The sequence below is a fragment of the Sphingobacterium sp. WM genome (genome assembly GCF_029542465.1).
Taxonomy (GTDB): Bacteria; Bacteroidota; Bacteroidia; order Sphingobacteriales; family Sphingobacteriaceae; genus Sphingobacterium; species Sphingobacterium cellulitidis.
Map to the genome: position 1 here is coordinate 2,678,953 of NZ_CP120709.1, position 17,960 is coordinate 2,696,912.

Here is a 17,960-nt window from a genome sequence, read left to right on the forward strand (position 1 = left end):
ACTAATTAGCAGGTCGACATTTATTAATCCTTTATTCCATGCCTCATACAAAGCAGTACACTTTTTTCAGTAAGCTTGATATTATCGGGATAAATCCTTTTGTTTTTGTTCCAGAGGAAATTCTGCAGAAATTATTTATGGATGCCAAACGTAATAAGGGAAATATTCCCATTAAGGTATCTGTGAATGGTTCAGAGTTTTTCCCGCAGACATTACTGCGATATCAGGGAGAATGGAGGTTGTATATCAACACGATGATTTTGAAGGATTCACCGAAGCGTATTGCTGAAGAATTGCAGGTAACCATCCTTTTGGATTTAGAAAGCAGGGAAATCCCTATGGATCCGAATTTTCTTTTAGCCTTAGAGAATAATCAAGAGGCCAAAAAGGTTTATGATTCATTAATTCCTTCTCTTCAAAAAGAGATTAACCGTTATATCAACAATCTAAAATCAGAAAACAGTAAGCTGAAAAACATTGATAAAGCAATCCTGTTTTTACTGGGTCAAGAAAAGTTTATTGGCAGAAAGCTATAATTAAAGCTATTATCTACTGTTCAACCTATATTTTGAAAAAAATTCAAAATTTTGTGTAACCTTTTAATCAGAATACTGCACTAATGAATAAAAACTAATTATGACAATACTAGGTATATTAGTTCCAATTTCATTTTTTGCTTGCGTTGTACTATGTACATATTTTATAAGCAAGTATAGGTCCGAGACAATTACCAAGCTTGGAGGTCCAGTTCCACGACTGCCAAAGAATCCAGTTTCATGGAGAAAAATTGGAATAGTAGTAATTGGATTTGCTGTAGGCACTCTAGCCTCAGGTATGATGTATGCGACGAGCATGTTAAATAATTCAGGTTGGGATGGATTAATTATTATTGGGACGATTACTTTAACGGTAGGAGTTTCATTTATTATTGCAGACAAAAAAGAAAACAAGGAAGATCAAGGAATAGATGGATAGTCTTTACATAGACAAAGTTCTTTCTGGAGATCGCCATGCTTTTAGTTACTTTATCAGTAACTATAAAGACATGGCTTTTTCGGTTGCTCTATCTATAGTAAAAAATGAGCTTTTAGCGGAAGAAGCTACGCAAGAAGCCTTTGTCCAAGCTTATTTATCCTTGGAAAATTTCAAGGGTCAATCAAAATTCAGCACTTGGTTTTATAAGATTGTAGTTCATTGTTCCTATAAATTGATTAGTAAAAAGAATGTGCAACAGGTTGAAATTGACCTAAACGAACATGATATAGAATTCAATGATAATGCATTGAAGACTATGATGGAGGAAGAACAGAAACAAATGATCAATAGCGTTTTGATGCGAATCCCGAGCAATGAGTCCTTGGCTTTGCGATTGTTTTATTTGGAGGAAATGTCTATACAAGACCTCTGTAGTATTACTGGCTGGACAAATGCGAATTGTAAGGTGATTTTATTTCGGGCTCGAAAAAGAATGGCCTTTGAACTTAATAAAGAAATAAACAGTTTATCATATGGAAGAGGAAAAAGATAGGATCAAAGGTTATATGCAACTGGCAAAACTTGAGATGCCGTTTGATGATTTTGATTCCAAAGTAATGGCTAGGATAGAAAAAATAGAGGCGGATAAAGCATCTATTTCAAAATCTAAAAAATACGCCTTAATATTCTTTGCTGCAGGCACCTTTTTTGGTATTTGTATTAATTACCTGTTTTCAGAGTTTATTTTGCCGAAGGTTGCAGATGTTAATATCAAAAATTACCTGAGTATTTTCTCGCAAATGCTCTATGTGATATTAGTTGTCCTTTTAAGTGACAAGATTTTAAAGTTGAAAAGGATGAGATTCGGTTCTGAAATATAGGCTGAATATTACCTTTATTTTAAATTTAATACATCCATCATAAATCAAGATAATATTCATTAATAATTTTTACTTTTATTAAAATTATTAATGTTTATGATGGATTTAGATCAGTATAAGCTATTAAAGTTTGTGAATACTTCAATGGACTTTGACAATTACTTTCGCTTGGTAAACAATAGCAAAGTAATGGAGATGATAACTGAAAGACCCATTGAATATGTTGAGGCTCGGGAGGATTTCAAAAAATTACTAAAATTAAATTCCTTATCTCCGAATTTTGGGACTTATAAGATCTTGGATAAGTCGAAAGGCCACTTTATTGGACTTGCCAAATTAGAAATCACGGATTCCCATTCTGACATTGCGGAATTAGGCTATATCTTGATTCCTGAATACTGGGGAAAGGGTATTGCTGGGCAAATCGCAGATCATTTAATACAATATTCTAAAACAATTAAGGGTTTAAAGGGTTTATTTGCGATAATAGATCCTAAGAACTTTGCTTCGCGTCGGATCCTAACGAAAAATGGATTTAAATCTCGCGAATTCAGGGATTTTGATGGACTACCCGGAGAAATATTAGAACTGACATTTTAGAATTTTTCATGGATATAAGCACAAAGAATTATTACGTATTAACTGGCGGACCAGGCACTGGGAAAACAAGTCTGATCAATGGACTTTCAGAAAAAGGGTATCGCTGTATTCCAGAGGTTGCGCGAGAAATCATAAAAAACCAAGTAAATAATAGAGGTTCTGCCCTACCTTGGGCGGATAAAAATGGCTATGCCAAATTAATGTGGTCAGAATCGGTTAACGCATACGAGCAAACCTTAATAAATCACGAATCAGATCGTGTATTCTTTGATCGTGGGTTGCTGGATACCATTTGTTATATGGAAATGGAAGATATCCCAGTAACCGATGATTTAAAGAGTTATTTAAACAGGCCAATCTACAAAAAGGTATTTATTCTACCTGCCTGGGAGGACATCTATATCACAGACACAGAGCGGAAGCAAACTTGGGATGAAGCCCTAAAAACAGAAGAGGCTATGCGAATGGTATATTCCAAATATGGCTATGAGGTTATAGAAATTCCAAAAATAGATATTCCTGGTCGACTAAAATTCATTGAGGAAAACCTATAAAAAAAATAGAGGCTATCTGCAGAACAAATAGCCTCCTTTTTATGTAATGAATGTGCTTAATTAGTTGCTTGGTAACCTTTATTTTGAGTTAGTTTAGGGTTACGTTGAAGCTCATCCAAAGAGATTGGCCACAATAAGTCAGTATCTTTGAATGTTGCACCCGAAGCATTTTGAGCACCAACCAGGTTAGTATAAGTCACTTTACCTTTTTCTGTTGGAGAAATCACAGGGAATTTTCCAGTACGAAGACAGTCATCCCACATTTTAAATTCCAACGGTAATTCACGAAGACGTTCAGTCCATACTTCTTCAACAAAAGCATTAACAGACATGCCTTGAAGTTCGGTTGTTATTTGAGCTACTGTTCTTCCGGTTGTACTAGCACGGGCTTTAATTCTTGCCAAATATCCTGCAGCTTCAGCAGTAACTGAATTACTAGCTTTCGCAGAACTCTCCGCAGCGATTAATAAAGCCTCAGCATAACGATAGATATTCCAATCTTTAGTACCACGACCTGTATTCAACACAGCATTTTCATCCACATAATACCATACACCGGCATCATCAGATTTCCATACTTTACTAGTATTCGGGTTTTTATATTCCCAGTGGAAAAATTGATTCGGTTGGATTCTTAGGTCATCTGCTTTATAGACATTTAAGAATCTTTTAGTAGGGCCATAAACGCGTTCAAAAATGGAGTATTTATCGAACACGGCAGTTGCTGCAGAATTAAAGCCATAGGTTGGCCACCAGCCGCTGGAGTTGATAGGACCATCAAATTCAAACACATAGATGGATTCAGGCAGGTTATCAGTAGTACGTAGCTTATTGTAGGCACTCTTCATTTTTAGGTCTTCATTTGCAGTCAGGCCATGAGCAGAGTTGACTACCATTTTAGAATAAGTAGAAGCTTCAGCAAATTTTCCTTGTTGCAAATAAACATTTGCCAAGGCCATTGCTGCGACGTATTTGGTAATCCGATTTTTATTGTCACTGAAAGTAACAGCTGGCAATACTTCCACCGCTTCTTTTAAATCAGCTTCAATGGTTTGATAAACCTGAGCTACTGCAGTCCGTTCTGGATAAAGGTTTGACAAATCTTCAGTAGGTTCTAAAGGCATTGGGATATCCCCAAATGTTTTCACCAAATAGAAGTAGTTGAATGCTCTGAAGAATTTGGAGGTGGCGATCAACACTTTTTTCTGATTTTCATCCGTGAAGCTAATATTTGGGATATGTTTAATAGCACCATTGGCAATATTTATGGCATCATAACTTTCTCTCCAAATGGAGTTCATGGTATTTGACACAATACGCGTATTTTCTTGTCTATTTAACAATCTTGAATACTGGCAGATCAATTCCTGATTTTCGTAGGAGTTCGTAAAATATCCGGTTAAAAAAGTGGAGATTGAGGCTGTTGGACCAAGGTAAGCGCTTCCCGCATTTCCGTAGCGTACAATTGCACCACGGCGATACATGCCATTTACATTTCCGATGGCTTGGGCTTCTGTTTGATAGAAGGTTTCTAACTGTTCATTTGAATATGGATCTTCATCCAAAAATTTATTACAAGAGCTCAATCCAAGGGCTCCTGTCAATATTATAGCGAGTGCAAAATTTCTAGTTTTCATAATTATAATTCTTTAGGATTATAAGGTCAAATTAATACCGAAAGTGAAAGTTTTTGCTCTAGGGTAAGAGAAGAAAGTAACGTTTTGTCCAAACTTATACTCCCCTTGCGAGGTACTTTCAGGATCATATCCTTTAAATTCCTTACCGGTAAATAACCAAGGGTTGTTTGCACTTGCATAAATACGTAGTGCAGAGATTCCCATTTTAGCTGCAAGGTCAGAAGTAAATGTATATCCAAGTTGAAGGACATTGACACGTAGGTATGAACCGTCTACAACCCATTGTGAATCCACATTGGTATCTTGTCCAGCATGACCATTATTCGTTAGATAAATAGCTTGTTGCATCGTTCCAGGATTAGAGCCATCGTATGCATCAGTTAAGATAGCACTCAAACCATTTGTAATACCGAAACGGTCATAAGTAGAGTGATAGAACTGTTGCATGGTTTCAACACCAGCTACAAATTGAAGATCCACTGTTAGGTCGAAATTCTTGTAATTCACGGTATTGATAAAACTTCCCATCCAGTCTGGCACCCCTTGACCTAAGATTCTTTGGGTGGTTGAACGTTTTGGTCTACCGATTTTATCTTGCGTAATTTCACCTTTTTCAAAGTCTTCCACGGTATAGATTTTCTCGCGTTCGTAGCCATAGAAGCTATTTAAGTTTTCACCAACACGAATAATTCCGTTTGGACCACCCACCCAGTTATTGATCAGGATATCTTCATTATTTTCACCTAATTTGACAACTTTGTTTTTGTTATAACTACCGTTTAAGTTGATATTCCAAGTCAAGTTATCATTTCTAACTGGCGTTGCAGTCATTAAGAATTCCACCCCTTGGTTTCGAACTGCACCGATATTTTTCATGACATCCACAAAACCTGTAGAGTGAGGTACTGGCGCTAATAACAATAATTCGTTTGTATTTCTTAGATAATAAGAAACGTCGAAATTCAATCTATTTTGGAAAAATCCGACTTCGATACCTGCGTCATAGGTTTTTGTTTTTTCCCATTGTAAGCCTGGGTTTCCTAAGTTACCTACGATATAACCAGGTTCACGGATTCCATTGATTAGGGTCGTGAAAGCATTGATTTTGAACAAAGAAGTATAAGGATCAATTTCAGAGTTACCAGTTACCCCATAAGAAGAGTGTAATTTCAAGTTGCTGATGGTAGTCTGATCTTTCATGAATTCTTCATTGGAAACATTCCAAGCAAGACCTGCTGATGGGAAGAAACCATATTTTTTATCTTTACCGAACTTGGATGAACCATCAGCACGTGCAGTCACGGTTACCGAGTAGCGGTCATCGTAGCTATAGTTTCCACGTACGAAGTATGAATTCATGGCCCATTTATTTGCCCCAGAACCCGGAGCTCCTGGGATAGAACCAACACCTAGGTTATTATATTCATACGCATCGGTTGTAAATCCTTCTGTGCGCGCATTGAACCCAAAATAAGTACGTTCTTGCCAAGAAAGACCAGCCATGGAGTTTATCCTATGTTTGCCAAAGGTCTTATTATAGGTCAAGTAAGTTTCTTCTTGCCAGTACAGGTCATTCCAACTATTTACTTCGGCCCAACCATTTGGTCTGGAAATGTTATTTAAAGTAATAGAAGAATAGCCTCTATATTCTTTTCTATGGTTATCAATACCAAATTGGGTTTTCAGATCCAATCCATCTGCGAGGTGGAAAGTTAATGCGGCATTACCAAAAATCTGGGTGTTATAGCGCATTCTTTTTTGCAGTTCCAAAATGGAAACCGGATTGGCCATTCCTTCAAATGCCAATACATTAGAAACCGTTGAAGAAGAAGAGTTTGTAAATTTACCATCAGGTTGACGAATTGGTAACCAAGGCAACATTTCAATCATCGTACGACGAGCATCCTGTCCACCACCATCTTCTGGTGTGTGTTGGCCCCAAGTATGGTTTGCCAACAAGTTGATACTTGTAGATAACCACTCTTTAACCTTCGCATCATAGGCTAATTTACCATTGACACGTTTGCTATAGGTATTATTTACGACCCCTTGATTTTCGGAGTAGTTCAAATATGCCCCTACTGAAGAGTTTTCATCCCCCTGTTGGATATCAATTTGGTGATTATGGGATAATGAATTTCTAGTTGATTCTTTTTGCCAATCGGTATCATACAAAGGATTGCCATTCGAATCGAAATAATTCGGATCATTGAACCAGGTTTTTTTATCCAGGTTCCAATTTTTTCCTTGCCATTTATTTTCATTAGCAAGACCGATCATAAAGGCGTCTACCCATTCTTGTCCGCTCAACACATCCATATAGCGTTGTACGGAGTTACTACCAACGGATCCTTGGTAGGAAATGGTTCTACGGCCATCTTTATTACCTCTTTTGGTTGTCACGAGGATTACCCCATTTGCACCACGGGCACCATAGATTGCTGCAGAGGAAGCGTCTTTTAATACTTCAATGCTTTGAATATCATTTGGGTTTAACAAATGAAAATCCTGCATTACTACTCCATCGACCACGTATAATGGGTTTGATGAGGAGTTAATGGTGTTGGTACCACGAATAATGACGCGGTTAGCATAAGCGCCAGGCTGCCCAGAGTTGGAGTAGATGTTTACACCAGGAGCTTTACCTCTCAAGTTTTCGAGAGGGCTAAAGCTTTGGGCTTTGATCATATCCTCACCTTTAACATTGGAGATAGAACCGGTCACATCTGACTTTCTCATCGTACCATAACCTACTACGACAAGTTCTTCAATTTGTTGATCAGAACTGACCAAGGAGAAGTTCATAGTCGATGAACTAACTGTTTTTTCTTGGGATTTAAACCCTAAGAAATTGGCAACTATCACTTGTCCAGAATTTGCTGCAATGGAGAAATTACCATTGTCATCGGTTTGGGTAGCAGTGCTAGTACCTTTTACGGAGATTGTTACTCCGCCCATAGGTTGGTTAGTACCTGCATCACGAACAACACCGGATACGGTTTGTTGTTGCAAATTCGTGGTAAGGACTACGTTAGATCCAAGGCTAACATGTGCATTAGCTGGACTGTAACTTGTTGCGAGGAGTACTAACGGAACAATCCATAGTCTATTTCCTCTACGAGTAAATTTGTCAGAATTCCACATAAAAATATAGTTAATAATAAATAATGCTAAAACGATTTATAAATTTGGTTCTAGTTGTGATTCAAACAGGTTCATTCTCTTTACCTGTTGTAGGTTATCTTTTCTTAATTTAAAGTTTAATACTAATTAACACAATAAAATTGATTTCAACCATACTTTTTAAAAAAATTATAAACTATTCTTAATGATATAGTTAAGCTAATTAATATTGCTAAATGCTTTTTTCTACTCTCTTAGCATAAGGCAAAAAACAAAAGAAATAGGTTAGATTAGATAAATAATTTAAGGAGAAAAATGGCTGAAAATAAAAATTAAGGGCAAAAGAAAGGAAAAAATTCGTAGAAATTAATCGAAATAAAGGTTCTAATTTAGGCTAGGAAAAAGCCTAAATAATGGAATAAAATTCTTAAAAAGAGCTATTATTTGGACCCTAAAAAAGAGATATCTTGAACTTCCAAAATATTTTTATTGTAACCATTCAAAGTTACAACAATCATCGCCTTACCGACTTCTTCGAGGGTTAAAAAATAGGATTTATTAAAAGGTCTAAGGATTGGATATAAAGCAGCAATAAATTTCAAAACACCTTTTACATTTTTAGCTCCAGGGCTTGGTCTCATAAATGCAGGTCGAAAATTATAGACTGCCTTAAAAGGTAACTTTAAGAGATCATTTTCCGTTTTACCTTTAACCCTGGCCCACATGGTTTTTCCAATTTCAGAACTATCGGTTCCACTTCCAGAAACATAGCAGAAGGTCATATCAGGATTTTTATTAAGCAGTTTATTCGCAAAATTTAGGGTTAATTCATAGGTAAGTTTAGTATAGTCCTGTTCATTCATTCCGATCGATGACACACCAGCACAAAAATAACAGGCATTATACTCCAAGAGTTCGCCACCTAATTCATCAATTTGAAGAATATCAGGAACGACCACTTGTTTTAATTTAGGATGTTGCAGATCATATCTTTTTCGATTAATAATCAATACTTTTTCGACAGCATCATTTTTTAAACACTCTTGTAATACCCCCTCGCCTACCATTCCGGTGGCTCCGGTAATAATTACATTAATTTTTTGCATAAAACATTTTTAAACCCTTTAATCCTTTAGAAAATCAAAATTCTACATAAACTATTCCAATTTTCATTATTTTAAACAAACGCATCAAAGAGTTTTCAAACAAGCATAATAGATTAATTAATTTTCTTAAACACAAAAGTGAAATTTCTATTGTAGATATTTTTTTTCTCAATATATTTGGCCAAGAATTTTATTATTTCAATTACTACAAACTTATTTCATACCCCTCTGTCTATGATTTCATCATTCAAAATTGTTCCTATTTTTCTTTTATTATTATTCACCATGACTTCAAAATCTTATTCTCAGCGACAGAAATTTGTCTTTTTGGAGGGCTTAGGATCAGGAGCATTAGTCAATTTGAACTTTGATATGCGATTTAGAGCAGACTCACGAGATGGCCTAGGATTTAAGGCTGGGATTGGAAGTTCAGGAATATACCTTGATGAACAAATATTAACCATACCACTTGGAATCAACTATATTATTGGTAAGGATAGAAGTGGGCTTTTATTAGGTGTCAATACTGTTTTTGCTGCGTCTCCTATTGATGTTAAGAAAAAGGTTAATACCATCATGCCATCCTTGGAAATCGGCTATAGGTTCAGACCTATAGAAAAAGGCTTTGCCTTTCAAGTGACCTACAATCCTATATTCAATACTGTTGATGGATTTAAGCCTTTGTGGTTTGGTGTAGGTCTAGGATATGCCTGGTAAGTATTCAAGGAAAAACACCCATTTCATTAAAATTAAATCGTGATTATCGGGTAATCACCATCATTATATTGGCAATTTCAATAAATTTACGTTTATTTAAAAAATTGAGTAAATGCTAAAGGCAAAGCTTTAGCAGATTAAATAAATTATGATTGAACGTAAGACATTAAAGGACATTGCAAGCGATTTAAAGTTATCCATTTCCACTGTTTCAAAATCATTATCAGATAGTTACGAGATTAGCGAATCCACCAAGAAAATAGTTAAGGAATATGCTGAAAAGCATAACTATGTTCCAAATAAAGTTGCAAGAACCTTAAAAACGGGGAAGACAAATACCATTGGTGTAATTGTTTTTAATATCAGTAATACCTTTATTTCTCAGATATTGGAAGGCATACATAAAGGGTCTCAAGATGAGAAATATGATATTATCATCATGCAGAGTCGTGATAGTATTCAATTGGAAAAGCATGCCATAGAGGTTTTGAGCATGCGCGGTATTGATGGTTTATTGATTTCTCCTGTAGCATTTAATTCCAACTATCAGCAATTAAAGGATCTTCAGGATTCAGGGATTCCAGTTGTATTGTTTGATCGAGTGAACCATGATCTTCAAACGCATAAGGTTGGAGTAGAAAATCAGCTCAGTGCTTATGAGGCAACAGAGCATTTATTAAATTCCGGACGTAAGAATATTCTGCATATCACAGGAAAAAATATTGGCGTTGCGGAAGATCGATTATTGGGATTCAAAAAATGTCTAAAGGATCATGGTTTGGATTTTGATCCTAATTTATATTTGGAATGTGATTATAGCAAGCATGATGAGATTGAGGATTCCATCATCTGTAAGTTGAATTACCTCAAAAAGACGGGGAATATGGTCAATGCTATTTTTGGTGCGACCGATGATATTACGACTTTGACACTTGGCGTACTTGCTGGCATGGATATCAAAGTCCCTGAGGAAATCTCTGTAATCGGATTTTCTAATATTCGAATTCCAAATTCACTGAACCCTTCCCTATCCACAGTTGTACAACCAACCGAAGAAATTGGCTTAGTGGCATTTTCAAAATTAATTGAATTGGTACAATCAAAATATCCAGTCGAAGAATTTGAGACCATCGAATTAAAAACAAAATTAATTCCGAGAAAGTCTTCAACTTTATAAAAAAAAGATCCTGTTCACTTGAACAGGATCTTTTTTTTATAATCGATATCGAACTCCAATCATAATGGTACTTGGGTCGATCCCTTCGGCCTCAAAATAATATTTAGGTTTATAACCTACAAAAGGAGAAAACTTGTGAATTTCATATTCCAATCCAACCTGGGCATTAATAATAATATCATTTGCTTTGGTACCGCGGATAGCCTCATAGCCTAATCCTGCAGCAAGAAATACACTTGGTTTTTTATTGAATAAAAATATGTTGTACAAATAATCAGCTCCGAAATAAATGATATCATAAGTTCCCAGACCAAATTGTGCTTGCACGGCCTGCCGATCTGAGAGATCGTATTTTCCATTTACAGAATACAATTTAGAATAAGAAGGAGCTTCCATGGACCATTCCAGATGTGTTCCGACAGAGAAACGATTCGTTTGGGCAGAAACATTTGAGCTAAACAAAATCAGCAATAATAGAAATAAACAGCAACTTGTGACTTTAACCATAATAATTTGTCTGGTATTTAAATAATACAATCGCCAAAGATATTTATTTTTCCCAAAGCCGATAATAAAATAAATAGAAACTACACAAAAGGGGAGCGATTGAATTCGCTCCCCTGAAAAACTAACCCTAATTATATCAGGTAAGTGGCTATTTCCAGCCCCCTCCTAATGCTTTATATACATTAACAACTGCATTGAGTTGTTGTTTTTTTGTTTCAATTAATTCCAGTTTAGCGTCTAGAACATCTCTTTGGGTCATTAAAACTTCAAGATAATCAGCACGAGCAGATTTAAATAATTCATTGGAAACATCAATGGATTTATTAAGGGCATCTACCTCTTGATTTTTATACGTATAACCTTTTTCGAGGTTATCGATATTTGATAATTGTGTGGATACTTCTGTAAATGCATTCAACAGGGTTCTTTCATAGTTATAGATGGCTTGAATCTGTCTTGAATTTGCAGAATTAAACTCTGCTTTGATGGCGGCCTTATTCAAAAGAGGGGCTGTTAAATCGCCGGCTAAGTTATACAATAGAGATTCAGGCAATCTAAATAGGTAAGAAGGTTTAAAAGCCTGTAATCCAAAGGCAGCAGAAATATCCAAGGATGGATAAAATTCCTTCCTTGCCACTCGCACATCCAATTTTGCGGCAGCCAGCTCATGTTCTGCTTGCAAAATATCGGGGCGATTGTTAAGCAGTTGGCTAGGAATTCCTGTTTTTACGGTTGCTGGCAGCAAATCAATAAAGTTAGCTTGATTTCTAGCAATAGTTTGAGGATATCTACCTAACAAGAAATTGATTCGGTTTTCTGTTTCCTTGATTTGTTGTAAGGTAGAAAATTCCATTCCTTTGGTTTTTGCAACCTCAGCTTCGAATTTCTTCACAGCAAGTTCCGTAACTCGGGTTGCTTCCTTTTGAATTTTAACAACTTCTAGCGCTTTTTCCTGTAATTGGATATTCTGACGAATAATTGCCAGTTGATTATCCAGAGCCAATAACTCATAATAAGAGTTTGCGACTTCAGCAATCAAACTACTCAAAACGAAATTTTTACCTTCTACGGTTGCAAGATACCTATTGACCGCAGCCTGTTCAGAGTCTTTCAATTTTTTCCAGATATCGACTTCCCAATGTGCAAATACGGAGAGGTTCAAATCTCCAAGTGGATCTGGCATTTGATGGCCTGGCGTAATTTCAGTGGCGGCATCACCAGCACCCTGCGAAGTATATCTTCCGACCTTTTCAATTCCACCTGAGGCACCCAGCCCAACAATGGGTTTCAAGGCACCTTTTCTGAGCATGATATCATTTTTAGCGATCTCCAGTTCCTGCAAGGTGATATTAAGTTCTTGATTATTTTTAAGAGATGTATCAATCAGGGAGATCAGATTCGGATCAGTAAAAAACTCTCGCCATTTCACATTTCCTGAATTGCTGGTATCCTGAACAGCTAATGAATCTGTGAATGCTGTTGGCAGGATTTTATTTTCCTTTTTCTGGGTTGCTTGAGGCACTTTACATCCTGCTATAGAAAGTGCCATCAAAGTGATTAGCCCCCAAATGAAGCCTGTATTTTTTCTAGTTTCCATCGATTTCTTCAGATAATGGGTTTTCATCTTCATGTTTGATTAATTTTCTTTTTGAGGCGATTGTACCGAAAACAAAGTACAGACCAGGGATAATAAGGACACCGAAGATGGTACCGAACAGCATCCCTCCTGCCGCCGCGGTACCAATCGTTCGGTTCCCAATAGCACCGGGTCCTGTTGCCAAAACCAATGGTATCAATCCTGCAATAAATGCAAATGATGTCATTAGGATTGGTCTGAACCTGACCTTAGCGCCTTCCATTGCTGCCTCAAAAATACTTAGGCCTTCTTGATGTTTCTGGACAGCAAACTCAACAATCAAGACCGCATTCTTGCCCAGTAAACCAATCAACATCACCAAGGCCACCTGTGCATAGATATTATTCTCCAGATGCATTAATTTAAGTAAGAAAAATGCACCGAAAATTCCCACTGGCAATGATAAAATGACCGCGAAAGGGAGGATAAAGCTTTCATACTGCGCAGCAAGAATCAGATAAACAAAGCCCAAACAAATCAGGAATATGTATATGGCCTGATTACCCCGAGCGACCTCATCTTTGGAAATACCGGCCCAGTCGATAGCATATCCGCGAGGAAGGGTTTTTAGAGCTACCTCATTGACTACATTGATGGCTTCACCGGAACTGAATCCAGAGGCAGAAGAACCTGAGATTTCAGAAGCTAAATACATATTATGGCGAGTGATTTCCGATAAGCCATATACCTTTTCCATATGCATAAATTCTGAAAATGGAACCATCTCTCCTTTATCGTTTTTGGCATATAACTTCAAAATATCTTCTGGCAACGCCCGATATTGTGGTAATGCTTGAACCATCACCTTATACTGTCTATCAAACTTGATAAAGTTGGTTTCATAGTTTGAACCGACCAAGGTTGACAAGGTGGTCATCGCATTATCAATTGACACTCCTTTTTGTTGAGCAATATCATTATCTATTTTGAGGAGATATTGAGGGAAGCTTGCACTAAAAAAGGTAAATACGGAGGATAACTCAGGTCTTTTGTTCAATTCCTTGACGAAATCCTTACTGACTTGTTCCATTTTTTTGAAATCATTATTTCCGGTTTTATCCAATAAGCGAAGTTCAAATCCACCTGCAGCACCATAACCAGGAACAGCTGGAGGTTGGAAAAATTCAATGGATGCACCTGGGATATTTTCGGCACTTTTTTCCAATTGCTCAATAATTTCCCGAGCAGATTCTTTTCTTTCTTCCCAACCTTTCAGATTAATCAGTAAAGTACCAGTATTCGCTGCAGTTCCTTCATTCAAAATCTCGTAACCTGCTAAGGAAGAAACCGAAGCAACACCATCAATATCTTCCGCTTCTTTTTGTAAATCCAATGCAGCTTTGTTGGTTCTTTCCAAGGTAGATCCTGGAGGAGTCTGAATGATGGCATAAATCATCCCTTGATCTTCATTTGGAATAAAACCTGCCGGCACACTGTTATTTAGAAAATATGCTCCAATACAGAACCCAATCAGAATAATAAAGGTCAGAGCGCGTTTATTAACCATTTTTCGCAAAAGACCAACATATCGACCTTGCATTTTATCAAAACCACGGTTAAAGGAGTCCAAGAATTTATCAACGATTGATTTCTTTCTTGGTTTACCATGATTGTTCTTTAACAATATGGCACATAAGGCGGGTGTCAAGGTCAAGGCCACGATTCCTGATAAAATAATGGATGTCGCCATCGTAATGGAGAACTGTCTATAGAAGATACCTACAGGACCCGACATAAAGGCAACTGGAATAAATACCGCGGCCATCAAAAAGGTAATCGCCACAATTGCCCCAGCGATTTCTTTCATAGCCCGCTTCGTTGCCTTGTATGCCGAGATATGGTCTTCTTCCATTTTTTTATGGACCGCTTCAATCACCACAATGGCATCATCAACCACCACCCCAATCGCTAGCACCAAAGCAAAGAGGGTGATCAGGTTGATGGTAATTCCAAAAAATTGCATAAACAAGAATGCCCCCACTAAAGATACCGGGACAGCAATCGTTGGAATCAAGGTTGACCGTAAATCACCAAGGAATAAGAAAACAACTAAAGCCACCAATACGAAGGCTTCGACCAAGGTATGCAAGACTTTTTCCATCGATGCATCCAAGAATTTAGATACGTCATAACTGATCTCATAATGTAAACCCTTAGGGAAGGATTGTTGCAATTCTTCCATTTTCGCTTTTACATCTTTGATAACCTGGGAAGCATTACTACCGTAAGATTGTTTCAATACAATAGCTGCTGAAGGTCTACCATTCAAGGTTGAATAGATATCATACATTGCTGAACCAAAATGTATATCAGCAACATCCTTCAATCTCAAGATTTCTCCATTAGGACTAACCTTCAGGATAATATTTCCATATTCCTCTTCGGTGGTAAAGCGTCCAGAGTATTTCAAGATATATTCAAAGGATTGAGATTTAATCCCTGAAGACTCGCCGGCACGACCTGGTGAAGCTTCCAAACTTTGTTCTTCCAGGGCTTTCATTACCTCCTCAGAGGATATCTTGTATGCGGTCATTCGATCCGGTTTTAACCAAATACGCATTGCATATTCTCGGTTACCCAATATATTCGCCACACCGACACCCGGAACACGTCTCAACTCAGAAACCACATTGATATCTGCAAAATTGAACATAAAGTTTCCGTCCAGATCCTTCTCATCGCTATACATATTTATGTACATCAACATATTGGATTCCTCGCGGGTAATCTTTACACCTTCACGCACCACCAAGGGCGGAAGCTTATTGACAACGGAAGCTACCCTATTCTGAACATTGACAGAGGCTTGGTTAGGATCAGTTCCTAAATCAAATACAATTTGAATACTTGCTTCACCGTCATTACCGGCATCAGATGCCATATATTTCATTCCCGGAACTCCATTGATTGCCCTTTCTAATGGAATTACTACGGCTTTGATCATTAATTCCCCATTTGCACCGGGGTATTCCGCAGTGACATTCACCTTGGGTGGTGAAATAGAAGGAAATTGTGTTACTGGTAATTGGGTCATTGCCAATACCCCTAAGAATACGATGATAAGGGATATGACAATAGATAGGACTGGCCTATTAATAAATCTATTAAACATGATTATTCTATTTATTCCTTAAAACTTATTCTGTTCTGATTTTCAAGTTTGAGATTGCATCTTTCGGTTGTACGAATTGATACTTTATTTTCTCACCTTCTCTTACTTTCTGTAGTCCTTCCAACAAAATCTTATCATTCGTACTGATACCGCTGCTTACGACATATAAATCCGGAAGGGAGGCACCTACTTTGATTGGCTGAGACACTACTTTACCATCATTCTGGATTAGGAAAACGTATTTCTTGTCCTGAACTTCATAAGTTGCTTTTTGTGGAATTAATAATGCATGTTTCATAGGAACAGTCATTAACACCTTTCCGGTTTCACCATTCCTCAATAATTTATTGGGATTCGGAAATCTTGCGCGGAATGCAATATTTCCGGTTTCTAAATCAAATTCACCTTCAATAGTTTCGACGATTCCTTTATGTTCCAATTCCTCATTGTTTGCCAATAATAGAGAGACATGGTTGTCGCCACGATTAGCAACATTGCGTTGATAATCCAGGTATTCAGGTTCCGAGACATTGAAATAGGCAAACATCTGGGAGTTGTCCGATAGAGAGGTTAGCAACTCACCTTCATCCACCAAGCTACCCAGCTTAAGAGGAATTCTATCAATCGTACCATCGAATGGAGCGCGAATTTCAGTAAAATTCAAGTGTAGGCGCGCGATTGCAGCTTCCGCTTTGGCGCGTTCCAGTTTGGCTTTCGCCATTGCCAATTCATTTGGGGAGACGATATTTTTATCAGAAAGGTTCTGTGTATTCTGAACTTCAATTTGAGCGACATCCACCTCAGCCATTTGTTTGTTCAATTCCGCTTGGTACATGGTTGGTTTAATACGGAAAAGCAATTGGCCTTTTCGAACCATTTGACCTTCATCTACGAGAATTTGTTCGAGGTAACCTTTTTCCAATGCTCTTAGTTCGATATTCCGAACGGATTTAATCTGGGACACATATTCCTTGTTAAAGTTGGTGTCAATTTCCGCTGGGGAGGTTGCAGTAAATTTTACATCTTCCTCTTTTTCTTCTTTTTTTTGATTGCAGGACACTAGGCACAAGATAGCTAGTGAACTCATGAGCATAACAACTCTCTTCATTTTGTGTTAATGTTTAATAAAGTTTTTGAATGTAAAATGGGTGTTAACCCAAATGAGGGATAAGGACATTCAATAGTCAATGAAGATTGTTAGTGTGCTTAAGAAAATTAGATCTTTAAAAATACCTATCCATTCAACAGCAATTTCTTGCCAATGACCATTGAAAGATATTGCGTATTAAATTCTTAAAGTACGAAGTGAAATAAAGATTGGGTTAGGATTATTATCGAGGATAAAATCCGGTGTTATCTTTTGGGACCTATTCGGGAAGAACAGTAAAAATGTAAATGCAATCAAACAAGAAAAGAAAGCCATCTGAAGGTGATAATCTTTCCATAATTGGAAGTCTTCAGATTCTTGTTCCAGAAGGATATGTTCAGCATGTCCTGCTAAGCCATTCGCATTTGTTTGAGTGAAAACTAATTTTTGAGTGGGTTGAGATTGTTTTTCAAGCAATCCCATTTGATGTTCCATAAAACTGATAGTGGGTCTATCAGAATAATTGATTACCTCGTGACTATTGCCACTCCTTATCATTAAGAAGAAGAAAAATAGTACAAATGTGATAATCGCTTTCATTTGATGGCAAATATACTATGCGAATGAATAAATCAAATAGTATTAACAGATTTTAACCGTCATAATTTCGTCACTAATTCATTATCAATAGTTTAATTTTTATTCAGAATCTTTTTAAAAGTCTTAAAAATAACTAGAAATGGGTTAATTATTTTCTTCTGCCATGTTAGAAACTGTATCTATACTATATAAGGAGGTTAGGGAGGGGTATATTCTTATTTTTTTAATAAACATTTCATTTCTTAACA

Annotated in this window: 16 protein-coding genes; 8 read left to right on the plus strand and 8 right to left on the minus strand. The window is 36.9% G+C overall.

Annotation, left to right across the window (positions count from 1 at the left end):
* Positions 1 to 38 precede the first annotated feature (38 nt).
* From PZ892_RS11465 to PZ892_RS11490, 6 genes are all read left to right on the plus strand, one after another.
* Positions 39 to 536: a YdeI/OmpD-associated family protein gene (locus tag PZ892_RS11465; RefSeq protein WP_277711281.1), complete on the plus strand. Its 498-nt coding sequence runs from the start codon at positions 39 to 41 to the stop codon at positions 534 to 536.
* A 100-nt stretch (positions 537 to 636) separates the two neighbouring features.
* Positions 637 to 975, plus strand: coding sequence for a hypothetical protein (locus PZ892_RS11470; RefSeq protein ID WP_277711282.1), 339 nt, complete (start codon positions 637 to 639; stop codon positions 973 to 975).
* Positions 968 to 1,528, plus strand: coding sequence for a sigma-70 family RNA polymerase sigma factor (locus tag PZ892_RS11475; RefSeq protein WP_277711283.1), 561 nt, complete (start codon positions 968 to 970; stop codon positions 1,526 to 1,528). The genes PZ892_RS11470 and PZ892_RS11475 overlap by 8 nt, the downstream gene beginning before the upstream one ends.
* Positions 1,509 to 1,856 carry a hypothetical protein gene (locus tag PZ892_RS11480; protein WP_277711284.1) on the plus strand — a complete coding sequence of 116 codons (348 nt, stop codon included), beginning with the start codon at positions 1,509 to 1,511 and terminating at the stop codon, positions 1,854 to 1,856. The genes PZ892_RS11475 and PZ892_RS11480 overlap by 20 nt, the downstream gene beginning before the upstream one ends.
* Positions 1,857 to 1,952: 96 nt before the next feature.
* Positions 1,953 to 2,456 carry a GNAT family N-acetyltransferase gene (locus PZ892_RS11485; protein WP_277711285.1) on the plus strand — a complete coding sequence of 168 codons (504 nt, stop codon included), beginning with the start codon at positions 1,953 to 1,955 and terminating at the stop codon, positions 2,454 to 2,456.
* Positions 2,457 to 2,464: 8 nt separating this feature from the next.
* The gene (locus PZ892_RS11490; RefSeq protein WP_277711286.1) at positions 2,465 to 3,010 is read left to right on the plus strand and encodes an AAA family ATPase; all 546 of its coding nucleotides are present in this window, start codon (positions 2,465 to 2,467) and stop codon (positions 3,008 to 3,010) included.
* Positions 3,011 to 3,066: 56 nt separating this feature from the next.
* Here the strand turns inward: PZ892_RS11490 and PZ892_RS11495 are convergent, their stop codons facing one another.
* The 3 genes from PZ892_RS11495 to PZ892_RS11505 all read right to left on the minus strand — a co-directional run bounded on the left by PZ892_RS11495 (position 3,067) and on the right by PZ892_RS11505 (position 8,876).
* Positions 3,067 to 4,647, minus strand: a complete 1,581-nt coding sequence (locus PZ892_RS11495) for a RagB/SusD family nutrient uptake outer membrane protein (protein WP_277711287.1) — start codon at positions 4,645 to 4,647, stop codon at positions 3,067 to 3,069.
* An 18-nt stretch (positions 4,648 to 4,665) separates the two neighbouring features.
* The gene (locus tag PZ892_RS11500; protein ID WP_277711288.1) at positions 4,666 to 7,791 is read right to left on the minus strand and encodes a TonB-dependent receptor; all 3,126 of its coding nucleotides are present in this window, start codon (positions 7,789 to 7,791) and stop codon (positions 4,666 to 4,668) included.
* A gap of 419 nt (positions 7,792 to 8,210) precedes the next feature.
* On the minus strand, positions 8,211 to 8,876 hold the full coding sequence (locus PZ892_RS11505; protein ID WP_277711289.1) for an NAD-dependent epimerase/dehydratase family protein: 666 nt from the start codon (positions 8,874 to 8,876) through the stop codon (positions 8,211 to 8,213).
* Between the two features lie 234 nt (positions 8,877 to 9,110).
* On the opposite strand from PZ892_RS11505, the gene PZ892_RS11510 reads away from it, so the two are divergent.
* Both PZ892_RS11510 and PZ892_RS11515 read left to right on the plus strand, forming a co-directional pair.
* Complete coding sequence (locus PZ892_RS11510; protein ID WP_277711290.1) at positions 9,111 to 9,593, plus strand: hypothetical protein; 483 nt, start codon at positions 9,111 to 9,113, stop codon at positions 9,591 to 9,593.
* A gap of 148 nt (positions 9,594 to 9,741) precedes the next feature.
* A complete protein-coding gene (locus PZ892_RS11515) occupies positions 9,742 to 10,770 on the plus strand; it encodes a LacI family DNA-binding transcriptional regulator (protein WP_277711291.1) in 1,029 nt (342 codons plus the stop codon).
* Positions 10,771 to 10,806: 36 nt separating this feature from the next.
* On the opposite strand, the gene PZ892_RS11520 is transcribed toward PZ892_RS11515, so the two are convergent.
* The 5 genes from PZ892_RS11520 to PZ892_RS11540 form a co-directional block, all read right to left on the minus strand.
* Positions 10,807 to 11,277 carry a hypothetical protein gene (locus PZ892_RS11520; protein ID WP_277711292.1) on the minus strand — a complete coding sequence of 157 codons (471 nt, stop codon included), beginning with the start codon at positions 11,275 to 11,277 and terminating at the stop codon, positions 10,807 to 10,809.
* A gap of 148 nt (positions 11,278 to 11,425) precedes the next feature.
* The gene (locus PZ892_RS11525; RefSeq protein ID WP_347176391.1) at positions 11,426 to 12,907 is read right to left on the minus strand and encodes a TolC family protein; all 1,482 of its coding nucleotides are present in this window, start codon (positions 12,905 to 12,907) and stop codon (positions 11,426 to 11,428) included.
* Positions 12,864 to 16,025, minus strand: coding sequence for an efflux RND transporter permease subunit (locus tag PZ892_RS11530; RefSeq protein WP_277711293.1), 3,162 nt, complete (start codon positions 16,023 to 16,025; stop codon positions 12,864 to 12,866). The genes PZ892_RS11525 and PZ892_RS11530 overlap by 44 nt, the downstream gene beginning before the upstream one ends.
* A 25-nt stretch (positions 16,026 to 16,050) precedes the next feature.
* Positions 16,051 to 17,133: an efflux RND transporter periplasmic adaptor subunit gene (locus PZ892_RS11535; RefSeq protein ID WP_277711294.1), complete on the minus strand. Its 1,083-nt coding sequence runs from the start codon at positions 17,131 to 17,133 to the stop codon at positions 16,051 to 16,053.
* 177 nt (positions 17,134 to 17,310) lie between these two features.
* Positions 17,311 to 17,712, minus strand: coding sequence for a hypothetical protein (locus PZ892_RS11540; RefSeq protein ID WP_277711295.1), 402 nt, complete (start codon positions 17,710 to 17,712; stop codon positions 17,311 to 17,313).
* Positions 17,713 to 17,960: the final 248 nt, after the last annotated feature.

Excerpts from the sequence above, each read along its gene's own strand:
- PZ892_RS11515 (WP_277711291.1), top strand. The coding sequence starts at position 9,742 with ATGATTGAACGTAAGACATTAAAGGACATTGCAAGCGATTTAAAGTTA.
- PZ892_RS11495 (WP_277711287.1), bottom strand. The coding sequence starts at position 4,647 with ATGAAAACTAGAAATTTTGCACTCGCTATAATATTGACAGGAGCCCTT.
- PZ892_RS11510 (WP_277711290.1), top strand. The coding sequence starts at position 9,111 with ATGATTTCATCATTCAAAATTGTTCCTATTTTTCTTTTATTATTATTC.
- PZ892_RS11490 (WP_277711286.1), top strand. The coding sequence starts at position 2,465 with ATGGATATAAGCACAAAGAATTATTACGTATTAACTGGCGGACCAGGC.
- PZ892_RS11470 (WP_277711282.1), top strand. The coding sequence starts at position 637 with ATGACAATACTAGGTATATTAGTTCCAATTTCATTTTTTGCTTGCGTT.
- PZ892_RS11535 (WP_277711294.1), bottom strand. The coding sequence starts at position 17,133 with ATGAAGAGAGTTGTTATGCTCATGAGTTCACTAGCTATCTTGTGCCTA.
- PZ892_RS11480 (WP_277711284.1), top strand. The coding sequence starts at position 1,509 with ATGGAAGAGGAAAAAGATAGGATCAAAGGTTATATGCAACTGGCAAAA.
- PZ892_RS11500 (WP_277711288.1), bottom strand. The coding sequence starts at position 7,791 with ATGTGGAATTCTGACAAATTTACTCGTAGAGGAAATAGACTATGGATT.
- PZ892_RS11530 (WP_277711293.1), bottom strand. The coding sequence starts at position 16,025 with ATGTTTAATAGATTTATTAATAGGCCAGTCCTATCTATTGTCATATCC.
- PZ892_RS11520 (WP_277711292.1), bottom strand. The coding sequence starts at position 11,277 with ATGGTTAAAGTCACAAGTTGCTGTTTATTTCTATTATTGCTGATTTTG.
- PZ892_RS11485 (WP_277711285.1), top strand. The coding sequence starts at position 1,953 with ATGATGGATTTAGATCAGTATAAGCTATTAAAGTTTGTGAATACTTCA.
- PZ892_RS11505 (WP_277711289.1), bottom strand. The coding sequence starts at position 8,876 with ATGCAAAAAATTAATGTAATTATTACCGGAGCCACCGGAATGGTAGGC.
- PZ892_RS11465 (WP_277711281.1), top strand. The coding sequence starts at position 39 with ATGCCTCATACAAAGCAGTACACTTTTTTCAGTAAGCTTGATATTATC.
- PZ892_RS11525 (WP_347176391.1), bottom strand. The coding sequence starts at position 12,907 with ATGAAGATGAAAACCCATTATCTGAAGAAATCGATGGAAACTAGAAAA.
- PZ892_RS11475 (WP_277711283.1), top strand. The coding sequence starts at position 968 with ATGGATAGTCTTTACATAGACAAAGTTCTTTCTGGAGATCGCCATGCT.
- PZ892_RS11540 (WP_277711295.1), bottom strand. The coding sequence starts at position 17,712 with ATGAAAGCGATTATCACATTTGTACTATTTTTCTTCTTCTTAATGATA.